17 protein-coding genes are annotated in these 21,586 nt (G+C 51.3%); 5 read left to right on the forward strand and 12 right to left on the reverse strand.

Annotated elements, in window-relative coordinates; genetic code table 11:
- Nucleotides 1–88: 88 nt before the first annotated feature.
- Entirely contained in the window at nt 89–1,987 is a 1,899-nt protein-coding gene (locus QCD60_RS01065; protein ID WP_279781569.1) for a propionyl-CoA synthetase, read from the reverse strand.
- Between the two features lie 349 nt (nt 1,988–2,336).
- Nucleotides 2,337–2,966 carry a uracil phosphoribosyltransferase gene (upp, locus tag QCD60_RS01070; protein ID WP_279781571.1) on the reverse strand — a complete coding sequence of 210 codons (630 nt, stop codon included), beginning with the start codon at nt 2,964–2,966 and terminating at the stop codon, nt 2,337–2,339.
- A 234-nt stretch (nt 2,967–3,200) separates the two neighbouring features.
- Here upp and QCD60_RS01075 point away from each other — a divergent pair, with 234 nt between their 5' ends.
- Complete coding sequence (locus QCD60_RS01075) at nt 3,201–3,752, forward strand: hypoxanthine-guanine phosphoribosyltransferase (RefSeq protein ID WP_279781573.1); 552 nt, start codon at nt 3,201–3,203, stop codon at nt 3,750–3,752.
- A 104-nt stretch (nt 3,753–3,856) separates the two neighbouring features.
- Here QCD60_RS01075 and QCD60_RS01080 read toward each other — a convergent pair whose 3' ends face one another.
- The 3 genes from QCD60_RS01080 to QCD60_RS01090 form a co-directional block, all read right to left on the reverse strand.
- Nucleotides 3,857–4,444: an OmpA family protein gene (locus tag QCD60_RS01080; RefSeq protein ID WP_104154868.1), complete on the reverse strand. Its 588-nt coding sequence runs from the start codon at nt 4,442–4,444 to the stop codon at nt 3,857–3,859.
- A gap of 279 nt (nt 4,445–4,723) precedes the next feature.
- Nucleotides 4,724–5,386 carry a tRNA (guanosine(18)-2'-O)-methyltransferase TrmH gene (gene trmH / locus QCD60_RS01085; protein ID WP_279781575.1) on the reverse strand — a complete coding sequence of 221 codons (663 nt, stop codon included), beginning with the start codon at nt 5,384–5,386 and terminating at the stop codon, nt 4,724–4,726.
- Nucleotides 5,386–6,324: a DMT family transporter gene (locus QCD60_RS01090; protein WP_279781577.1), complete on the reverse strand. Its 939-nt coding sequence runs from the start codon at nt 6,322–6,324 to the stop codon at nt 5,386–5,388. Before QCD60_RS01090 ends, trmH begins: the two co-directional genes overlap by 1 nt.
- Nucleotides 6,325–6,626: 302 nt before the next feature.
- On the opposite strand from QCD60_RS01090, the gene QCD60_RS01095 reads away from it, so the two are divergent.
- Nucleotides 6,627–7,487, forward strand: coding sequence for a prephenate dehydratase (locus QCD60_RS01095; RefSeq protein ID WP_110186136.1), 861 nt, complete (start codon nt 6,627–6,629; stop codon nt 7,485–7,487).
- A 33-nt stretch (nt 7,488–7,520) separates the two neighbouring features.
- Here QCD60_RS01095 and QCD60_RS01100 read toward each other — a convergent pair whose 3' ends face one another.
- The 3 genes from QCD60_RS01100 to nudC form a co-directional block, all read right to left on the reverse strand.
- Nucleotides 7,521–10,526 (reverse strand): PAS domain S-box protein, encoded by a 3,006-nt coding sequence (locus tag QCD60_RS01100; protein WP_279781581.1) that lies wholly within the window; start codon nt 10,524–10,526, stop codon nt 7,521–7,523.
- An 81-nt stretch (nt 10,527–10,607) separates the two neighbouring features.
- Nucleotides 10,608–11,654, reverse strand: a complete 1,047-nt coding sequence (gene sohB / locus QCD60_RS01105) for a protease SohB (RefSeq protein WP_279781582.1) — start codon at nt 11,652–11,654, stop codon at nt 10,608–10,610.
- A gap of 101 nt (nt 11,655–11,755) precedes the next feature.
- A complete protein-coding gene (nudC, locus tag QCD60_RS01110) occupies nt 11,756–12,550 on the reverse strand; it encodes an NAD(+) diphosphatase (protein ID WP_279781584.1) in 795 nt (264 codons plus the stop codon).
- Between the two features lie 261 nt (nt 12,551–12,811).
- Between nudC and nhaB the strand changes: the two genes are divergently transcribed.
- Together nhaB and QCD60_RS01120 are read left to right on the forward strand one after the other, a co-directional pair.
- The gene (gene nhaB / locus QCD60_RS01115; RefSeq protein ID WP_279781586.1) at nt 12,812–14,320 is read left to right on the forward strand and encodes a sodium/proton antiporter NhaB; all 1,509 of its coding nucleotides are present in this window, start codon (nt 12,812–12,814) and stop codon (nt 14,318–14,320) included.
- A gap of 450 nt (nt 14,321–14,770) precedes the next feature.
- Complete coding sequence (locus tag QCD60_RS01120) at nt 14,771–16,102, forward strand: IS4 family transposase (RefSeq protein WP_279781589.1); 1,332 nt, start codon at nt 14,771–14,773, stop codon at nt 16,100–16,102.
- 473 nt (nt 16,103–16,575) lie between these two features.
- On the opposite strand, the gene purC is transcribed toward QCD60_RS01120, so the two are convergent.
- From purC to dapA, 3 genes are all read right to left on the reverse strand, one after another.
- The gene (gene purC / locus QCD60_RS01125) at nt 16,576–17,292 is read right to left on the reverse strand and encodes a phosphoribosylaminoimidazolesuccinocarboxamide synthase (RefSeq protein WP_104154876.1); all 717 of its coding nucleotides are present in this window, start codon (nt 17,290–17,292) and stop codon (nt 16,576–16,578) included.
- A gap of 100 nt (nt 17,293–17,392) precedes the next feature.
- Nucleotides 17,393–18,802, reverse strand: coding sequence for an outer membrane protein assembly factor BamC (bamC, locus tag QCD60_RS01130; protein ID WP_279781591.1), 1,410 nt, complete (start codon nt 18,800–18,802; stop codon nt 17,393–17,395).
- 10 nt (nt 18,803–18,812) lie between these two features.
- Nucleotides 18,813–19,691, reverse strand: coding sequence for a 4-hydroxy-tetrahydrodipicolinate synthase (gene dapA / locus QCD60_RS01135; protein ID WP_279781594.1), 879 nt, complete (start codon nt 19,689–19,691; stop codon nt 18,813–18,815).
- Between the two features lie 251 nt (nt 19,692–19,942).
- Here dapA and QCD60_RS01140 point away from each other — a divergent pair, with 251 nt between their 5' ends.
- Entirely contained in the window at nt 19,943–20,416 is a 474-nt protein-coding gene (locus tag QCD60_RS01140) for a peroxiredoxin (RefSeq protein WP_279781596.1), read from the forward strand.
- Nucleotides 20,417–20,512: 96 nt separating this feature from the next.
- Here the strand turns inward: QCD60_RS01140 and QCD60_RS01145 are convergent, their stop codons facing one another.
- Complete coding sequence (locus QCD60_RS01145; protein WP_279781598.1) at nt 20,513–21,583, reverse strand: AI-2E family transporter; 1,071 nt, start codon at nt 21,581–21,583, stop codon at nt 20,513–20,515.
- Nucleotides 21,584–21,586 lie beyond the last annotated feature (3 nt).

Consider the following 21,586-nt stretch of genomic DNA (forward strand, 5'->3'; position numbering starts at 1 on the left):
TTTCTACGCCTTTGTTCCGAAACCATAACGCAACGAGCCTGTACTGGACAGGCTCACTTGAAGCAATACAAAAAAGTGTAGCAGCAGCTTAACTGGCTACAGTCCCGATCTGCCGTTGCTGCATCAGCATCTGAATTTCTCCCAGACAGGATGGATCGTCAATGGTGGAGGGAATGCTGAATTCCTCACCGTCTGCCATTTGCCGCAGAAGCTTGCGCAGAATTTTGCCTGAGCGTGTTTTAGGCAAGCGATCCACCACCATCACACGCTTGAAACACGCCAGCGCACCAATACGATCACGCATCAGCCCAACCAGCTCCTGCTGCAGCTCTGCTTCAGCGATGCTTACGCCATCTTTAAGCAGCACCAGCCCTACAGGCTCCTGCCCCTTGAGCGGATCCTGGATACCGATCACCGCACATTCAGCCACTGCAGGATGGCTGGCTACGACCTCCTCCATCTCACCCGTAGATAATCGATGACCAGCAACGTTAATGACATCGTCGGTGCGCCCCATGATAAATATGTAACCGTCCTCGTCTCTGTAACCACCGTCTCCGCTGACGTAGTAACCGGGAAAAGTACGCAGATATCCCGAACGCAGGCGTTCAAAATCCCCCCAGATGGTAGGCAGGCACCCTGGCGGCAATGGCAGTTTGATGGCAATGCTGCCCTGTTGATTGACTGGCATCTCATCACCATTGGCATCCAGCACACGCACGTCAAAACCAGTCATGGGCAGACCCGCAGAACCGGCTTTGGTGGGTTGAGGCTCCACTCCCATCGGATTGCCAACAATGGCCCAACCGGTTTCGGTTTGCCACCAATGATCAATAACCGGCTTATCAAGGACTTCGCTCACCCATTGATAGGTAGGCGGATCCAGACGCTCCCCCGCCATAAAGATGTAACGCAGATGGCTCAGATCATATCGGGTGGGCAACCTCCCCTCAGGATCTTCCTTGCGAATGGCGCGGAAAGCCGTGGGGGCCGCAAATAGCGCTTTTACGCGATATTCTTCTGCAACCCGCCAGAACGCCGCCGCATCCGGCGTTTTGACCGGTTTTCCTTCATACAGCACAGTCGAACATCCATGTATCAGTGGTCCGTACACAATATAGGAATGCCCTACGACCCATCCCACATCAGAAGCGGCCCAAAACACATCACCCGGCTTGACGTCGTACAACATCGACATGCTGTGCTTGAGGGCAACAGCATAGCTCCCCGTGTCTCGGACCACACCTTTGGGTTTGCCAGTAGTTCCAGAGGTATAGAGGATATAAAGCGGATCGGCACCGCTCACCGGCACGCAGGGAGCCTGATCCGCCTCCTGCGCCAGAGCGCACCAGTCGTAATCTCTCCCTTCCTGAAGTTCAGCAGCACATTGGGCACGCTGATAAACAATGACATGCTCGGGCTGATGCGCTGATAGCCGAATTGCCTCATCCAGCAGAGGCTTATAGGCAATGATCTTGTTGATTTCTATACCGCAAGAGGCTGTCAGCACCACTTTCGGTTCCGCATCCTCGATACGGCTTGCAAGTTCATGCGCAGCAAAGCCGCCGAACACGACGGAGTGAATCGCGCCCAATCGGGCACAGGCCAGCATGGCGACAACGGCCTCGGGAATCATGGGCATATAGACCACCACACGATCACCATACCCGACACCTTTAGCGCGTAACACACCGGCAAAACGGGCAACCTGCTCCATCAAGTCTCTATAACTAATTTGCCGTTTGCTATCACTGACGGGGGAATCGTAAAAAATGGCCGCCTGATCACCCCGCCCCTGCTCAACGTGAAAATCGACCGCAAGATAGGCAAGATTTAGCTTTCCATCTGCAAACCAGCGCTGAATGCCATTTGAATCTGTCGACAATATGTGTAGGGGAGGTGTAAACCACGCCAGCTGATCAGCCTGCCTTTGCCAGAAGTGCTCAGGCTCATTGATAGATTCTGCGTAGTATTCTTGATATCCCATGGTAGCCCTGCCTTTAATTTTTATTTGAGGAGGTCAACTGACAACAAAGGATTGTTGACAGTTCTGATAAACCATAGCCACTGTAGATCAGCCTGAGATCCAACAAACTAAGACCAAAGCCTAGTTTAAGACCAAGGTATTAGTACATTTATTGAACAACCCCAAGTGATTTAAACTTACCACCAACTGAAGTAGACGACGGGTAGTGAAGCGTCCTTGCATCCAACCGGATGCATTAGGTGCAAAAGAACGGCACAACAAAAAGCCAGGCACTTTACCTGGCTATATACAGAAGAAAGGAAGTTCGAACGGAATTATAAGATGCAATACTGAAATGGTCAGCGGCAGCTCATTTGGTACCAAATATCTTATCGCCCGCATCCCCCAACCCTGGCAGGATATAGCCCTTCTCATTGAGCTTTTCATCAACTGCAGCAACGTAAATATCCACCTCAGGGTGGGCTTTCTGCAACCGCGCGATACCTTCAGGACATGCCACCAGGAACAATCCCATGATATGTTTGCAGCCACCGGCCTTCAGCATATCGATCGTAGCAACCAGGGTGCCGCCTGTTGCAAGCATGGGATCCAGAATCAACGCAGTTCGCTCTTCAATGTCGGCCACAATCTTCTCAAAATAGGGCACCGGTTCAAGCGTCTCTTCATTGCGATACAACCCCACCACACTGACTTTGGCATTAGGAATTAGCTGTAACACGCCGTCCAGCATGCCCAAGCCTGCGCGCAATATAGGCACAACGGTGATCTTTTTACCCTTGATATGCTCAACTTCAAGATCGCTACCACTCCACCCCTGAATAGTGACCTTTTCTGTATCCAGCTGGCGGGTAGCTTCATACGTCAGCAATGTACCGATTTCGCTGCATAACTCGCGAAAGTGTTTGGTGCTGATCCCATCTTTTCGCATGAGGCCAATTTTATGCTTGATCAGGGGATGTTTGATTTCATGGACGGCCATTGGGGGATCCTCATGTCTAATAGTAATGGTCGACGGCAAGTATACGGTGACAAGACTCCCGACAGGAAATAATCCAGTCGGATGATCTATAACATTTCCCGTTAGAGATATACCTAGCCCAGCATAGGGTAATTAGCTAAAATTCTCCCTTTACTTCGCCAGCTGCACATTGACTACTGTGTGTTCTATGGCGATTGCAGCTTACATCTACGTTTCAACCTAGGGGTATTCTCTATGAGCATTTCTGCGGCAGAGGCCATGTCTGTCCACGCTCAGGCAGACTGTCTGATTTTTCCAGAGGAGATTCAAACGGCTTATGACAATATGGCAGAAGCCATCACCAATGAACTCGCGGACAAAACCCCTCTGGTTCTGTGTGTCATGCGCGGCGGCCTCATTCCTGCTGGCCAATTACTGCCACGCCTCGACTTCCCCCTTGAGCTTGATTACATCCATGCCACCCGTTATGGCATGTCTTTGCAAGGTGGTGAGCTGGAATGGCGTGTTCGTCCTGCAACCTCTGTCGCAGGTCGACAAGTGTTAATCATCGATGACATTTTCGATGAAGGACATACCCTACAGGCCATTTACAATGCCCTTATCGCTGAAGGCGCGGCACGCGTAATGACTGCCACTCTGATCAACAAGGTACACAACCGCAAAGTATCATATCGCCCCGACGTAGTGGGCGTAGAAGTAGAAGATCGCTTCCTTTATGGCTGCGGCATGGACTATCAGGGCTTTTTCCGTAACCTGAATGGCATTTACGCTATCAAAGGCCACTAATACCACTCGGAGATATGACCGACTGCAGCTTCTCAGCCCAGCGGCCGTGTTCCAGGTAATAAAAAAAGGGGCATAAGCCCCCTTTTTTATATTAAGCAAGCTAATTAGTTAACTTGCTTTTTGCCATTCACGTCGATAACTACGCGACGGCTGCGCTCTTGGTCTTCTTTACCGTTGGCATCGTATACCAGATCGGTTTCACCGTAAGCGTTAACGGTAGAGTTGTGTACACCCAGCTTGTTCAGCTCGCTAACAACGTTGTTTGCACGACGCTGAGACAGACGCATGTTGTAGCCGTCAGCACCAGGCGAGCTAGCATGACCAGAAACCATCACACCTTCAACGTCTTTCATGGTGCTGGAAATGTTGCCAGCGAACTCAGCCAGACGTGCCTGATTAGCAGCAGAAACTTTAGCTACATCGTTGGGGAAGTACACAGTCAGAGACTGTTCTACGTTTTGATATACAGGTGCCGCAGGAGCAGGAGCTGCAACAGCAGGCTCTTCAACTTTCTCACCGGTACAGATATAGGCGTCTTCAGCCTTCCACTGAGTGGTTTTAACACAACCGTCAAAACCGTCTTTTACCACCTTACCGTTGCTGGATACCCAGTAAGAAGTAGGCTCAGTGTTCGCGTATGCAAAACTGCTAGCAGCCAGCGCCAGAGTCAGAGCAGTCACGGTTTTTTTCATGGCTAACCTCGTTTAGTTCCTTGAATAAAAATTCTACCGCCACAGTGTAAGGATCAAGCCTCTCACAGAGCTCCAGTAGAGAGACGTAGCAAGTGTTCGAAAGTATACATGAGAATATGACAGCGTTTACAGCCTTTACAGCGATTAAACGCCGCTTTCTGCATGATTTTTCACCTAAATGGAGTCTAGTTGACTACTTCCGAATTACAAATCTAATCTGACGACTGATTAGAAAAAATTCAAGTTCCTTCTCGATCATCCAGATTCTCGCTGAAACATTTAACCTTGCGCCCAAGGCTCAATCAAATTACCTGCATCATCAAGCAAGGGGTATGCCTGCCCATTCTGATCGCACACTTCAGCAATGCGTGGATATGCCCAGCGAAAGAAGATGCGAGATCGCTCCCATTCTTCCAGTCTGCAATATTCATACATGCCGTTTACAGCGCGCTGACGCTGAGCTTCTTGCAGGATTATGCCTGCAGCAACCGAGACATTCAGTGAAGCAACCATCCCCACCATGGGAACAATGACATGGGCATCTGCCAGCTCGGCACCTCGTGCACTGACCCCCATGCGCTCAGCGCCCAGCAGCAGTGCTGTTGGTTGTGTGTAGTCCCAGTCGGTGTATTTGATTGAACGGGATGACCAGTGTGCAGCTACAACCTTAAAGCCCTGATGCTGCAAGGATATGACACCATTTTCAACACTGTCATGCATGGTCAGATCAACCCACTGCTGACTCCCTCTCGCCGTACCATTGAATGGTCGGTGAGAAACCGCAGGTGTGACCGCATGCATCTGCTGAATACCCACTGCATCGCAGTTACGAATCAATGCAGCAATATTGCGTGGTTTATGAACCTGATCTGTCAGCAATGTCAGATCGGGCTGGCGACAATCAAGTACCTGATTAAGTTTGGTATAGCGTTCCGGAGTCATTAGCTTGTTACAGTTCTTGTCAAACGAAATGGCCATTTTACCTGACTAATCAGCACCCCAAGCAATACCAATGCTGAAGCGGCAAGCTCTGCCAGACTGAATCGTTCACCCAGCAGCATCCATGAGAGAATAAGCGTGAACACCGGTATCAAATTGATATAGGCCGTTGCACGTGAGGCCGGTATACGACTGACACCAAAGTTATATAACCCATATGCTCCCAAGGTAATTGCAGTTCCCAGATAGAGGATTGAAAGACTGGGTACAAGTGGCCACTCTGCGGGCAAAGGCGCAGACCCCAACATGACAAAAGGCAAGAAGAATAAGGTTCCAGAAAACGCCTGAAAGGCGGTCAAAAACAGTGATGAATAACGACTGCTCAAATGCTTCAGTGCCAGGGTATAGAAAGTGGCACATACCATGGCGAGAAACTCATAAAAATTTCCAAGCAACGGATTAGGTGCCTGATCCGTTGGACTGCCTGCAAAACTGAGCCAAATTGTCCCGACTATCGCCACCGAAAAACCCAGATAGGTTTGCCGGCTCACCTGCTCTGCCAAAAATAGAGCCGCCCCCACTGCCACAGTAAGTGGCAACAAGGCGGTGATCATCCCCGCCTGAGCCGCTGTAGTATGTTGCAATGCTGCAGCCTCAAACAGGAAATAGAGACACGGCTCGCCAGCAGTCATCATCAGTAAATATTTCCAGTCACCTGACTGATACCGAAAACCGCTCCAGACTTTTCTGATCACCAGCAAAAAACATAACAACGCCGTAAACATGCGCCCCCAGATAACAAAGTGAGGATCAAAAGAGGTGAAAGCGTACTTCAAGGCGATGAAGGAACTTGACCAGAGCATCATGGCCAACACTAATGCCACTAGGGCAACATTGTCAGTTTGTCCGCGGGCAACGGAAATTTGAGACACATCAGACATAGCAACTCCTGCAATACCTCACAGGCCAGAAGAGTTCTGTTAACATGTGGCCAGCAAAGCGCTGCAGAGTGTGGCATAGCGCATGATTAGCGCCAGTCATATTTATTACTCGTTGATCAGATTTGCTTAACTCAGCAACGAGAAAACTACCCAGAGTATCCTGGATACTCGTAATACGGTTGCTTGAGCTGCGATGAAGTATTTACAAGACTGAGGCAAAACACGCTGCATATCTCAAGAATGCAGTAACGTTTCTGATAACAACATCCTCTTTTCCTACCACCCCTAATCAGGCAATAGTCATGTCCTCCACTACTGTTATCGCTTACCAAGGCCACGAAGGAGCTTACTCTCATCTGGCATGCAGAAAGGTGTTTCCCAATATCCCTGCATTGGCATGCGGTTCTTTTGTGGAAGCGATGGAAAAGGTAGAGAGAGGAGAAGCGGCACTGGCCATGATTCCGGTAGAAAACTCCACTGCCGGTCGGGTGGAGGAAATCTACCGACAGATGCCCAAGACCTCGCTACACATCATTGGCGAGCACTTCGAGCCTGTTAATCACTGCCTGCTCGGTGTGAAAGGCGCCTCAATCGGAGGTCTCACTACGGTCGGATCCCATCCCCAGGCTCTTGCTCAATGCGATGGTCACATCAAGCAATTGGGTTTGCGGGCCGTCGCCAAGCTGGATACTGCGGGCGCTGCGCTGGAAGTCAGTCGTTTGCAAGACCCCAGTCAGGCAGCTATTGCGTCATCTCTTGCTGCTGAACTGTATGGACTTGAGGTTCTACAGGAGAACTTTCAGGATATGACTGGCAACACTACACGCTTCATCATACTTGCCAGAGATGCCAAGGTTCCTCCGTTGGAGGAAGGCAAACACTACATTACCTCAATCATGTTCAACGTCAGCCACCTGCCGGCATCGCTGTACAAAGCTCTGGGCGGTTTTGCGACCAATGGCATAAACCTTATCAAACTGGAAAGCTATATGACCGGTGGCACCTTACAGGTAAGTCAGTTCCATATAGATATCGCCAGCCATCAGGATACCAGAGCCATGCAGCATGCCATGGAAGAGCTGACCTTCTTTGCCCGTAATATCAGAGTGCTGGGCACCTACGAAGCTCACCCTGTCAGACGCAGTTATGAGTTGATTGACTGACGGATCAATGCGCTGACCAGGACGTCAGCGCATTCAGTGCTGAACAGAGGTCTGCGCCCCTGTTTCAAGATGACGATACAACACATCACGCAATTGTTCGTACTTGACGGGCTTCGGCAGGAAATCGTCCATTCCGGCCTCGATACAGGTCTGCCTGTCCTCAACTGAGCTGTTGGCCGTCAAGGCAACAATGATCATATGCTGATCGCTCTCTTCGAGGCTACGGATGCGACGTGTAGCCTCCAAACCGTCCAGAATAGGCATGCGCCAGTCCATCAGAATCAGATCACAGCGACTGTGCTGCCAAGCTCTGACCGCCTCATCACCATTGGCCACCATATCCACCTGCAACTGCATTTTTTCCAGCATTCTGGCGATAACGGCCTGATTCACGTGATTATCTTCAGCCACCAGGATGCGATAGGAAGCGGAAAACGCCATATCGTCTGTGGCACGCCCCAATTCACGCTGCCCTTCTCTTACCGGGAGTGGGATTTCAAACCAGAAACGGCTGCCTTTGCCTGGGACACTATCCACATCAATATATCCCCCCATCTGATCGACCAGACGGCGGCAGATCGCCAGACCTAGCCCCGTTCCGCCAAACCGGCGCGTACTTGAAGTATCCGCCTGCGCAAAACGAGTGAAGAGATATGGCCGGAAACTTTCATCAACGCCGATACCGCTATCCTCCACGGTAAAGCGATACCATGCCACCTGCCCCAGCTTACGCATCTGCATAACAGACAAGGAAACGAATCCCTTATCAGTAAACTTCACCGCATTGCCCAGCAAGTTGACCAGAATCTGACGACAGCGTTGCAGGTCTCCCACGACCCAGTCATCTGCACAATCGACGGCCTCGAAACGACATTCCAATCCTTTTTGTCTGGCTTGGCCTTCAACGACCTGTACTGAAGCCTGCACCAGCTGACCGACATTAAATGGCTCCTGGCTTAACTTGAGCTTACCCGCGTCCAGCTTGGAGAAATCCAGTACATCGTTGACGATTGATAACAGCAGCTCACCCGACGACTTGATGATATCTACCAGCTGATGCTCGTCCTCCCCTAATCCGGGAGAGTCAGCAAGAATATCCGCCACACCGATGATGCCGTTCATTGGGGTACGAATCTCATGACTCATACTTGCCAGAAAGTCTGACTTAGCCTGGTTAGCCGCCTGAGCATCACGCACGGCCTGCAACAGTTTGGCATGGGCCTGCTTGGTCTGGCTGATATCACGCAGCACCACCAGCGCGCCTATATGACCACCACTGTTGTTGTAAAGCGGCTTGGCATTGATGGATATAAAGGCTGTATGACCCTGCCGCTCAAGACGATATTCCTTATCCCAGATAACGTGCTCCTGCAGTGCCTGCAAGATGGGCTCGCCTTCGTCATACAGCTCACCATTCTCGACAATGAACCGGCCACTCTTCCATTGATGAATACTTTCGGCATCCGGCGACAGCCCCAGCACCCGATAGGCATGCAGGTTGGCTTGCAGAATGTTGCCGTTGAGATCAAGAACAAGCACGCCATCATTGAGGTTATCGAGAATATTGCGCAACAGGCGGTTCTGGTTACCGATCTCAGTTTCCTGATTGATCAGTACTGATATGTCACTAAAAACCGCAATATAGTTGATTACCTCGTCGCGCTGGTTGCGAATCTCGCTGATAGACAACCATTCAGGAAACAGTTTGCCTTCTTTGTTCTTGTTCCATATCTGCCCCTGCCAGCTGCCCTTCATGGTCAGGGAATCCCACATGTCCTTATAAAAGTCCTGACCGTGAATACCTGAGCTCAGTACATCGGGAAACTGCCCCTCAATCTCCTCGGCCGTATACCCTGTGATAGCAGTGAAGGCCTTATTCACTGCCAGCACCCGGCTTTGCACGTCAGTGATCATGATGCCTTCCTGAGTACTCTCGAACACCTGCGCAGTCAGACTCAGACGTTCGCGAATTTCCTGCTGCTCGCTGATATCACGGCAGCAGAGAATACCTGCCTCGGTAGAGGTAGCGACATCAAAGGGGCGATAGTGACAAGCAACGCGCTTGGGCTTGCCTTTGCCGACATGAAGAATCAGCTCCTCGTAGTCAAAGGCATTACTCTTACCCAGAGCCTCATGGATATCCCGCTGCAAGAAACCTTCATCGAAGTACTGGCTTTCAGTGTGCGAGAACCATTTGATAAGAGACTGGGAGCGGATCAGACTTTCGCTTTCAATGCCAATAAGCGCACGAGCCGCCTGATTACAGCGCTGGCAGCGCCCATCCGCATCCAGTATGAACAAGGCTTCGGTGGTGGTCTCGAAGAAGTCTTTCAACCGCTCCTGTTGGCGCTTGCACAGCTCAATCAGCGTCAACAAGCGCTCACCCGATAGCATGTAACTCTGCTGCGGCTGAATATGCTCCAGACGTTTGGTGTCCCAATCAGTGATCAGAGACAGAGTCTTTTCCTGCTCCCTGTTGGACAGCTCACGCCAGATACGAATGAGCAGAGGCAGTACAATGACCGCCAGCAATGCCAGCAGCAGATGAGCAATGTTGATGATGAACATTTCGCCACGGAATGGCTGAGTGGTCATCCCCAGGTTGATGGTGCCAAGCAACACGCCCTGATGCTTTATCTCATAGTGCGCCCAGATCGTGGAGCCATCGTCACTGACCTGCCCTGACATGGCATCGCGCAAAAAGACATTTTGATTGATCTCACCCAGAGCCAGAATTTCTCTGCCGAAAGGACTGACGATATTAATCGCAGTCACTCCCGAATCGTCATTCTGCAATAGTGGTTGCAACAGTTCACGAGCAGCCTTGACATCCCCTTCGCGGAGGACAGGCGACAGCATTTCCGGCAGCAAGATAGACAATCGTGTCAGCTCTGACTGGACGATTTGCACCTTGCTGCGCTCTACCGCAATGCGTGTAATGATGGCCTGCCCTGCCAGAACCAGCATAGAGCACAAGCCAAATATCATCAGGCAGCTCTCAAAACGGGTCAGGCGGAACCAGGACTTCAATCGAACCATTGTAACGTTGCTCGTAGTGGGATCGTGCCCAGTCTGGTAAATAGCAATATAACGATATGCCCGATGCTTAATGACCGCATCTCAACGATGGAAGCGCGACGACTCCAGCCACTGTCCAAGCTTGTCGAAGCCCTGCTCCCACACTGCCGCAAACATACCACCAATTTTGGCTTGCAAACCCTTGCGCACGGTATAGCGCAGCCAGTAGACCTCAGAGGCCTTACAGGCTTGCATGACCCATTGATCACTGGTCATCAGCGAATCAACCATGCCCGTTTCCACTGCTTGTTTGCCGTACCAGATTTCCCCGGTCGCGGCTTTTGCCATATCCAGCTGAGGCCTGTAAGAACTGACTAGCCCTTTGAACAACTCATGAGTCTGTTCAAGATCCTGTTTGAACTTCTCCCGCGCCTTGTCAGTATTTTCTCCCAACACGGTGAGCGTGCGTTTGTATTCCCCAGCAGTCAGCACATCAACATCAACATCATTTTTCTTCAACAGGCGATGAATGTTGGGCACCTGTGCGACCACACCGATGGAGCCCAGAACAGCAAAGGGAGCAGCTACCAGCTCGTCGGCGATACACGCCATCATGTACCCCCCACTGGCAGCCACTTTGTCAACACAGATGGTCAGTTTTAACGATGCAGCACGGATGCGCTCCAACTGAGACGCTGCCAGACCATAGCCATGGACTACACCCCCGGGGCTTTCCAGACGCAGCATGACCTCATCGACGCCTGGCCGCGCCAGGGTCAGCAAAGCAGTGATCTCTTCACGCAGATGCTCTACTGCCGATGCTTTGATATCTCCATTGAAATCCAGAACGTAAACACGCTTTTCAACTTCGCTGTCTTCACTGTGTTTGGCAGCTTTTGCCTTGACTTTATCTTCCTTCTTACGCGCTTTAGCCTCAGCCTTCAGCTCGGCCTTACTGAGCACATGACCTTTAATGGCTTGCTGCATGTCTTCAAGCCAGTCGTTGAGATGACGAACTTCCAGTCGCCCGTCTTCAGGCCCTTTATTGCCACGGCCAGCAGCAAATACTGCCACAATGGCCAATACAATCAGGACCACCAGAGTCAAACTCTTGGCAACAAATAATCCGTACTCTGCAAGTAGTTCCAAGGTCTTACTTCTCCTGCTTTCATAACTTGCATTATCTGCAACTGTTGTCGGGCTGCATCATAACAAAACCTGCCCTGCCGTATTCAGACATCTCTCTGCCCTTAACGGCTATGCGCCAGCCAGCGGTCGATGAGCAGCCGTGAGATGGATACCGACGGTGGCAGGTCCGGCAGTGCTTCGGGAGTCCACCACTGCGCATCTTCTATTTCACCTGGCTGAGGAGTGATGTCGCCACTGACATAGTCTGCCTCGAAGCCCAGCATCAGCGAGTGGGGGAACGGCCATGACTGACTGCTGACATAGCGCAGGTTATCAATCCGCACTCCCACCTCCTCGAACACCTCACGATGCACCGCATCTTCAACCGTCTCGCCGGCCTCGATAAAACCCGCCAGCGTACTATACCGACCAGGTGCAAACTGCGGTGATCGCGCTAACAGTGCCTCTCTGCCCCGTCGCACCAGCACAATGATACAGGGTGAGATACGAGGATAGGCGCGCAAGCCACATGCAGGGCACCCTCTTGCCATCTCGCCCTCGATTGCTATCGTCACAGTGCCACAGCGGCCGCAAAAACGATGCTGCTCCAGCCAGTGAGTCACTTGCACAGCTCTAGCCAGAATAGTGAACTCATCCAGGCTCGCCATCATCAATAAACTACGAACCCCTGCTGTGGTCGCACCCTGCGGCAGATCATCAATAATCCCCACCCAGACAGCCACGCCCTGCCACTCCCCCAACATGCTCAACGCACTCTGCTTCAGTAGCGGGAAAATGTCCGACAGAAGATGAAGGTAGCCGCCAGTTGCTGACACTACGATTTCGCCTTTGTGTAACAGCACAAAAAGGTCAGACTCGGCCCTCGCCTCCCGTGGCGGGGTAATCACAAAACGCATTATGCACTCCTACCTTTCGTGACAAAAAAGACCTTCATTTACCTTGCGACGCCACGCAATCATGACAGGCCGAAGTTGCTGTGACAGGATTCCTCCATGTTCACCTGAAGAAGTCAACACACAGGTACCATAAGTCGACATAGTGCAGCCTTTGACTATGCTGCAAAATTACTTTCTTCATTTTTTGTAAGTTGCTAGGCTTGCCCCGCAGTTGATACGCGTCAGGCAGAATAGAAATCTCACTACAGGATATAGCGACCAATGGCAGGACAACTCACTCAGGCTCTTTTTCGAAATTTCCTGGGCAACTCCCCGGTTTGGTACAAGCAGGCCATCATCTGCTTTCTGGTTGCCAATCCGATCCTGCTTCATGTGGTCGGCCCGGTCACGACCGGCTGGATTCTGATCTTTGAATTCATTTTCACCCTGGCGCTAGCATTGAAGTGCTACCCACTCCAGCCCGGAGGATTGCTAGCGCTTGAGGCGATTGTCATTGGCATGACTTCAGCCGAAAGCGTCTACGAGGAGGTAAGCAACAACCTCGCCGTCATTCTGCTGCTGATGTTTATGGTGTCAGGCATCTATTTCATGAAGTCAATGCTACTGACCGGATTCACGCAGATATTGCTGAAGGTGAAATCCAAGACCAGTCTGGCACTGCTGTTCTCCATTTCCTCCGCCTTCCTCTCTGCGTTCCTGGACGCTCTGACCGTGACAGCGGTACTTATCAGCGTGTGTGTGGGCTTCTATGCCGTCTATCACCGGGTTGCCTCTGGTAAGGTGCTGCATCACCCTGATGATCACGATCACTCTGATGATGTTGGTGTAGGCCCCAACCACTCGGCAGATCTCGAGCGTTTCCGCTCTTTTCTACGCAGTTTGTTGATGCATGGTGCAGTAGGTACAGCACTGGGCGGCGTATGCACCCTGGTAGGTGAACCACAAAACCTGCTGATTGCTGAGAAAGCGGGATGGCACTTCGCCCAGTTTTTTATCAACATGGCCCCGGTCACTATGCCGGTACTGGCGCTGGGTCTCGTGACCTGTGTCTTGCTGGAGAAATTTAAACTCTTTGGTTACGGTGAGACCCTGCCTGACAACGTTCGCACTATTCTTCAGGAGTTTGCCAATATCGAAGATGCCAAGCGTACTGATCGTGATCGTCTGATTCTATGCGTTCAGGGTATTGTGGCGATCATCCTGATCCTGTCACTGGCATTGCATCTGGCAGAAGTCGGTCTGATCGGTCTTATGGTTATTATCCTGCTGACCGCTCTCAATGGCATTACTGACGAACATCAGATTGGCCGTTCATTTGAAGAAGCACTCCCCTTCACTGCACTTCTGGTGGTGTTCTTCTCGATTGTCTCCATCATCCATGAGCAACATCTGTTCCAGCCTATCATCCACTGGGTACTGCAGCAGGATCTGCATGCTCAGCCGGGCATCTTCTTCATTGCCAACGGCCTGCTATCTGCCATCAGTGACAACGTCTTCGTAGCGACCGTCTATATCAACGAAGTACTGGATGCATTGCACCATGGCGATATCAGCCGTGAACATTTCGATAAACTAGCCGTCGCCATCAACACCGGCACCAACATACCCAGTGTAGCAACCCCTAATGGACAAGCCGCGTTCTTATTCCTGCTGACCTCCGCCGTCGCACCTCTGATCCGTCTTTCTTATGGCACCATGGTAGTGATGGCACTCCCCTACACTATTGTGATGTCTCTTACCGGTCTGCTTGCGGTCACTTTGCTGCTGTAACACCTGCTCAAGCATCGACGCCAGTACCAATCGGCCTGCAATTGCAGGCCGAGTTCATTTTATCGCATCAGTCATGTTCCACCGCAAAGGTGTGAACGTGCTTATCGCGCACTCGCACACCACTGCACAACAAAGCTCAGTCTAATGGTGATGCTCGGTTGGTTGCATAGTGACATGCAATACTGGCGCAGGATATTCGGGCTCTGCTGCATGCTCGTCGGCAGGCATAGGCTGATCCCATCTCTCAACTACATCACCACATTGCTGCACAACAGTAAAACTCAGTAGCTCAGGAGCATCTTTGGCCAACTGCCCGCGCACAACAAACTCGTCGTACCACTCGTTGGGTAAAGAGCCCTCGCTCCTAATGCCAGTCAGTTAAGCCCAACAGCTTGACCTTTTGCGCCCTGAAACGAAAATCCGATGCTTGTTTTGAGCATCGGATTTTTTATGCGACTGTCCCGCGCCTTGGCACTGACTCACGAAGCCGCTTCTACTACTCACGCCCTTGATGAACTGGGGGCGCTGCTTGATCCAGACCTGGTCAGCACCGCACTGGAAACGGCGGGAGTGGCGACCATACGTAAGCGACGCCTCCCTCTTGAGTCCATGATCTGGTGCGTGATCGCCATGGCGTTGTTTCGCCGGATGTCGGCCTGGGATGCTGCGAGTCGTATGGACATCATGCTGCCTGGGCAGAGGCCATTGGTAGCACCCAGTGCCATCGTGCAAGGTCGGCAACGCTTGGGCAGTGCGGCGGTGCGAGAAGTCTTTTCCCTGACGCAACAACGCTGGCATGCCAGCGCCAATCACCCCACCTGGGCGGGTTTGCGCCTGCTCAGTGTCGATGGCGTGGTCTGGCGCACAGCGGATACGGACGACAACCGCAAGCACTATGGCAGCGCCAGTAATCAGCATGGCGATACCGGCTATCCCCAAGTGCGCATGGTCTGCCAGATGGAACTGACCAGTCACATGCTGGTGAGCAGTGCTTTTGCCGGTTATCACAGCAACGAGATGAAGCTGGCCGAACAACTGATCGACAGCACACCCGATCACTCGCTGACCTTGTTCGACCGTGGCTTCTATTCGCTGGGGCTTCTTCATCGCTGGCAACAAACAGGCACTCAGCGCCATTGGCTACTGCCGCTGCGCAAGGATGCTCAATATGAGGTGCTATACAAGCTGGGGCGCCAGGATGCCATCGTCTCGCTGAAGACCTCGCCGCAGGCGCGTAAGCAATGGCCCGAGCTGCCCGACACGCTACAGGCCAGGTTATTAAGCAAGACCATCAAGGGCAAAGTCCGGCAAGTACTGACTTCGATGATCGATCCTCTGCGCTTTCCGCCAGATGACATCGTGGATCTGTACAGCCAGCGTTGGGAAATCGAATTGGGCTATCGAGAAATGAAGCAAGGCATGCTCGCGGGTCACTACACACTGCGCAGTAAAACGCCGGAGATGATTGAACAAGAGCTGTGGGGCGTACTGCTGGGGTACAATCTGCTGCGTTATCAAATGCTGGAAATGAGTCGCCACTGCCCTGGCATCTCCCCCTGCGAAATGAGTTTCACCGCCTGCACCTGGGCGATCCTGGGCTTCTTGAACGGGGTCTCTTTGAATCATCCAGGCAACATCCCTCGCTACCTGGCTGAACTACAGGCTTCGGCCATGCACTACGTCCTGCCTCATCGACGTGAGGAGCGCAGTTACCCGCGGGTGGTCAAGCCCAAGCCGTCCAAGTATCCGACCAGAAATAAAAATGCCAGTCAGCTTAACTGACTGGCATTACCCTCGCTCCAGCTTATACTTGCGGGCTCATGTATTTCTTTACGTGTCATAGCACTGAGTACCCATCCCGCTTTAGGCATGGGGTGTGCGTTATGGAAGGCATCCGGGAGTTCGATGGTAATCCCCGTCGTGGCGAGCCCCTCGCAACCATGAGGAACACGAAAGGTTGCCTTATAGTAACTGCCAGCCGGCGCGCTCGGTTGCTCCAGCGTTATGTGGGCGAAGGCTGCAGAACTGACAAGAAGAGTACTAAACAGGAGAAGGGGTTTGATAGACATAGCAAAGATCCAACGAAAGATGGATGCAGTCTACCCTCAGGTACCAAAACCACTATGCGGCATGGTGTCGCACTTACCTGCCCATGCAAGAAGCCCAGTCTGGACTCCTCTAGAATGAAAAAGCCCTGACTACACAGTCAGGGCTTTGCTCATCCACCGAGGCTTATGAAGCCCCGATTGTCCTTATCAGTTGTCGAAATCAATACCGAGGCGCTTACCCACCTCTTCGTAGGCCTCGATAACATTACCCAAGCCCTGACGGAAGCGGTCTTTGTCCAGCTTCTTACGGGTTTCGGCATCCCACAAACGGCAACCGTCCGGGCTGAACTCATCACCCAGCACCACTTCACCCTTAAACACACCAAACTCCAACTTGTAGTCGACCAATAAAATACCAGCATCAAGGAAGAGTTTCTTGAGCACGGTATTGACCTGGAAAGTCAGCTCTTTGGCCTTGGCCAGATGCTCCGACTTAGCCCAACCAAAAGCCTCAACATAAGACTCGTTGATCATGGGATCACCCAGCGCATCGTTCTTCAGGAACAGCTCAAATGTGGGCGGATTCAGCTCTTTTCCTTCTTCAACACCCAGACGACGAACCAATCCACCCGCGGCGATGTTACGCACAACACATTCGATTGGCATCATGTCCAGGCGCTTAACAACGCTTTCGGTATCCGACAGACGCTTAACAAAGTGACAAGGAATGCCTGCAGCAGCCAACTTTTCCATGATGAATGCGTTGAACTTGTTGTTCACCATTCCTTTGCGGTCCAGCTGATCAATCTTCTTGCCGTCAAAGGCAGAAGTGTCGTCACGGAACAGCATGATCAACAGATCATGATCGTCGGTTTCATACACGGACTTGGCTTTGCCCGCATAAAGCTGTGCACGCTTTTCCATGGTCATCTCCACTTAAACTTAAGTACGTCACTAGAGCGTTAAATAAAAAACCGCTCGCCAAAGGCAAGCGGCCTGTAGTCAAGATATAACGATCTGAAAATCAGGACCCTGAAGCGCTCTTGTCAGCCACTTCAATCATCTGATTTTTCAGCTTCCACAGCATTTCCTCAGCAACCTCTGGTGTCGCCAAGGTGTCCTGATCAGTGTAAACGGATACCAACACCCCCTGACGGGTACGGCTCAGGCGCAATTGATAGCGACCTGTATGCTTGTAGGTACCAGACTGTTTATCCCAGAACCCGACGTTATCCTGCCCCTTGCGGAAAACATAGATAACCCGGCCGCCCAGCCAGATCTTGTAACCGTCCATCTGCGCCAGTGCATCGTCTTTGCTGATAGCCGCATCAGGATTTTCATTAGTCTGGGAGGAGTATTTGACGACCTTTTTCTTCCCATCAGAAGACACACCCAGAATCTTGCCGATAGTGTCGGAGCTGAGCGTGATCGGCTCCTTATCAGAATGCAGCCATTCGAAGAACCCCTTCTTGTGCTCCTGCATCTGTAGGGTCGTGGTATAGGTCAGATAGAAAATGCCAGTGTCACGATCGCGAGTACCAACATCAAAGTTGGCTCGACTCAATGCAGAGTTGAGAGACTCCCACGCAGAGTCCATGCCGGTTTGAATCTGCAATACCGGATAGCCACGCTCGTTCTGCCCCATCAGTGCCTGATGGTCTTCCTTCTGCTTACGCTGCTGATCCAGATAGCTGATGGCAGACTGCTCATCTTTAGCTGAGCTCAGATAACTCAGGATTTCATACATGACCTGATTTTTATAGCTCAGGGTACTGTCAGGCTTTGACCAGTCAGCTACAGCCTTACCTGACTCATATTCCTTGATGTTAACGGCATAGTGCTTGACGCGAATTTCGGTACGCCCACCATCGATAGGACGCAACTCGACACGCAGCTTGTCGGCGTTACGCTGATCACTGGTCAGGTAAATGTAGGACAACAGGTTATCAACGAAGCCGGGAGCATTGTCATCTCTGACCAGCCACTGGGTTTCCATTACACCATCGGCAGGATCTTTCTTATCAAGCTTGATGCCGTTGTACTCAAAGTACTGCAACATACGAGGCCATACCTGAGCTGGCGCATCGGCAACGGAGATGTACTTTTCTCCATCGGTACGATTCATATAGACCTCGTCGTTACCCACTTCTGCATAAAAGAACGCAGGGCGCGGTGCACGGCTGTATTGCTCACTTTTCGAGCCGGTTTTATCTACGTTGGTCACTGGATAAATATTTTCCAGATTGGACGTCGTTGCCTGAAGATGTTGAGGCACCTGCAATGGAGGCAGTACCTGCGATTGCTGATATTTGGTCAACTTATCCTGAAAAAAGCCTTGCTGGTTGGCTTTTTCTTTCTGCTGATTGCTCCCACAGCCAGCCAGCAAACTGCCAATAGCAGTCGCGATCAGAACCTTAGTGAAAGTAGACGACACTAGGTACTCCTTAAATAAGACCTGCATGAGCCAGCGCCTGTCGGACGAGGTCATGGTACTGGTTAGAGAGAGTAGTGAGGGGCAAACGTATACCAGTCTGAATCATGTCCAGCTCAGCCATAGCCCATTTCACTGGAATTGGATTAGACTCGACAAACAGATTTTGGTGCAGTGGCATCAACCTTTCGTTGATGATGCGGGCTTCATTCACATTGCCTTGCAGCGCAAGACGACACATATCGGCCATCAACGCAGGTGCCACGTTGGCTGTCACAGAGATATTGCCCTGACCACCCAACAGAATAAGATCTAGCGCGGTGGCATCATCTCCAGAATACAGGGCAAATCCCTCTGGCAGATGCTCCAACAGCCACCGTGCACGTTCCAGAATACCTGTAGCATCCTTTAGCCCAACGATATTTGGCACGTCCTCAGCTAGCCGAACCACTGTCTCCGGTAGCATGTCGCACACAGTTCGCCCTGGAACATTGTAAAGATAAAGATCAATATCCACCGCCGCAGCAATAGCGGAAAAATGCTGATAAAGACCTTCTTGGGTAGGCTTGTTGTAGTAAGGAACAACAGACAAACAGCTGTCAGCACCAGCATCTGTAGCCGCACGTGTCAGCGCCACTGCTTCAGAGGTTGCATTGGCACCCGTACCCGCCATTACGTGAATACGACTACCAGAACGCCGGACTACCCTGCTGATGACGGCCAGATGCTCGTCATTGTCTAACGTAGCGGACTCACCTGTCGTCCCAACGGCAACAATAGCACTGGTACCGGCCTCAATATGGAGTTCTACTAGCCGGTCAAGCATTGCCCAGTCGACATCCCCCATCGAGGTCATGGGAGTGACCAGTGCAACCAGGCTACCTTTAATCATGATGACTCCATTACTGAGCAGATTTTCTGCAAGCAGAGATCTACTCCCTGAAACTCAGCGTACACCGTGCTGTCGTGTAGCTGTATAGGCCGGGTGGATGCTCAGAACTAAAAATGGCAACCCACATCAAATTGCCGCCTCATTCTAAAGCACGAACAAGCAAAGGCAAGCCAATTAGCAGGTTGCAATTGTCCAAGACGCCCCCAGTATAGACCGTCTTTTGTAAGGTATTTTTAGGGAGAACAGGAAAGATGAGTAAAGTCGTCATTGACCAGCCAGTGCCTGCATTTACAGCCATCAGCACTCAGGGAACCGTATCGCTGGAGGAGCTGAAAGGGAAGCAAGTGGTTATCTATTTTTACCCCAAGGACAACACCCCGGGCTGCACCACTGAAGGTCAGGATTTCCGCAATTACCATCAGCAGTTTACTACGGCAAATACCGTAGTTTTTGGTGTTTCTCGCGACAGTTTGAAGAGCCACGAAAATTTTTGTCAAAAACAGAGCTTCCCCTTTGCGCTGATCAGCGACCAGGACGAAAGTCTTTGCCAGCTATTCGATGTTATCAAACTGAAAAAAATGTATGGGCGTGAAAGCCTCGGTGTAGAGCGCAGCACCTTCCTTATTGATGCAGAAGGCATATTGCAGAAAGAATGGCGCAAGGTCAAAGTCAAAGACCATGTCAAAGAAGTGCTGGAGCAAGCTCAGGTGCTCAACGCAGGCTGAACTTCCGGAAAGTCTCATGAAGAGCATTGATGGCACGTTGACTGATCTTACAGCGCCATTGTCGCCATTGATGCACTTCATACTAGCACTCTATGTCTACTGCGATGTCACCACCTCAGAGGAACGAGGCCAAGCATGCAATACTGCTTTGCACAGCGTAGCCAGAGGAATTGCGAAGAAGACCCCCCAGAGCCCCCAGACTCCGCCAAAAACCAGTACAGCGAGAATGATAGCAACGGGGTGCAGATTGACAGCTTCCGAAAACAGCAGTGGCACCAGCACATTTCCATCCAGTGCCTGAATGATGCCGTACGCCACCATTAGCCAGATAAAGTCATTGGACCAACCCCACTGGAAATAGGCTATCAATGCTACAGGGATGGTCACGACAGCTGCGCCGATGTAGGGAATGACCACCGACAACCCGACAAGAAGCGCCAGCAGCGCGGCATAGTTCAAACCCAAAAGAGCGAAAGCTACGTAAGTAGCAATACCTACGATGACGATCTCAATGACTTTACCCCTGACGTAATTTGATATCTGGGCATCCATTTCCACCCACACCTGATTCAGGAGCTTACGCTTCTTGGGGAGAAAGTTACCTGCCCACCAACGTGTGATAAGTGTGCCATCCTTCATGAAAAAGAACATGAGTATGGGCACCAATACGCTGTAAACCAGCATCGTCATTAAATTCGCAATCGATGAAAGTGAAAAACTAACAACCAGCTGACCGAGCTTCCCTACTTCCCCAGTCGCTTGTGATATCCAATTCTTGACCTGCCCCGAAGAAATCAGATCCGGGTACTTTTCAGGTAACAACATTAATGAGGCCTGCCCTTCATTGAGCATGCGTGGCAGTTCCTTCAGTAAATTATTGAACTGCCCCCAGATAATCGGCAGCAAAAACACCACGAAGCCAAAAAACAGACCGACCGCAACCAGAAACACCAGGGAGACTGCAAAAGTATGCCTGACACCTCGTCGCTCAATCCAACTCACTACGCCCTGCAGTAAGAAAGCGAGGATAATACTGGCAAACACAGGAGCTAGAATTCCCCCCATGAATACAATAATCAGAAACGCCATCAACAGTTGAAAGAACAGCACCAGCGCCTCTTCGTTAGAGAAGTGACGCTCGATCCACCGACCCAGAACCTCAAACATTAG

This window comes from Pokkaliibacter sp. MBI-7, assembly GCF_029846635.1.
Lineage (GTDB): Bacteria > Pseudomonadota > Gammaproteobacteria > Pseudomonadales > Balneatricaceae > Pokkaliibacter.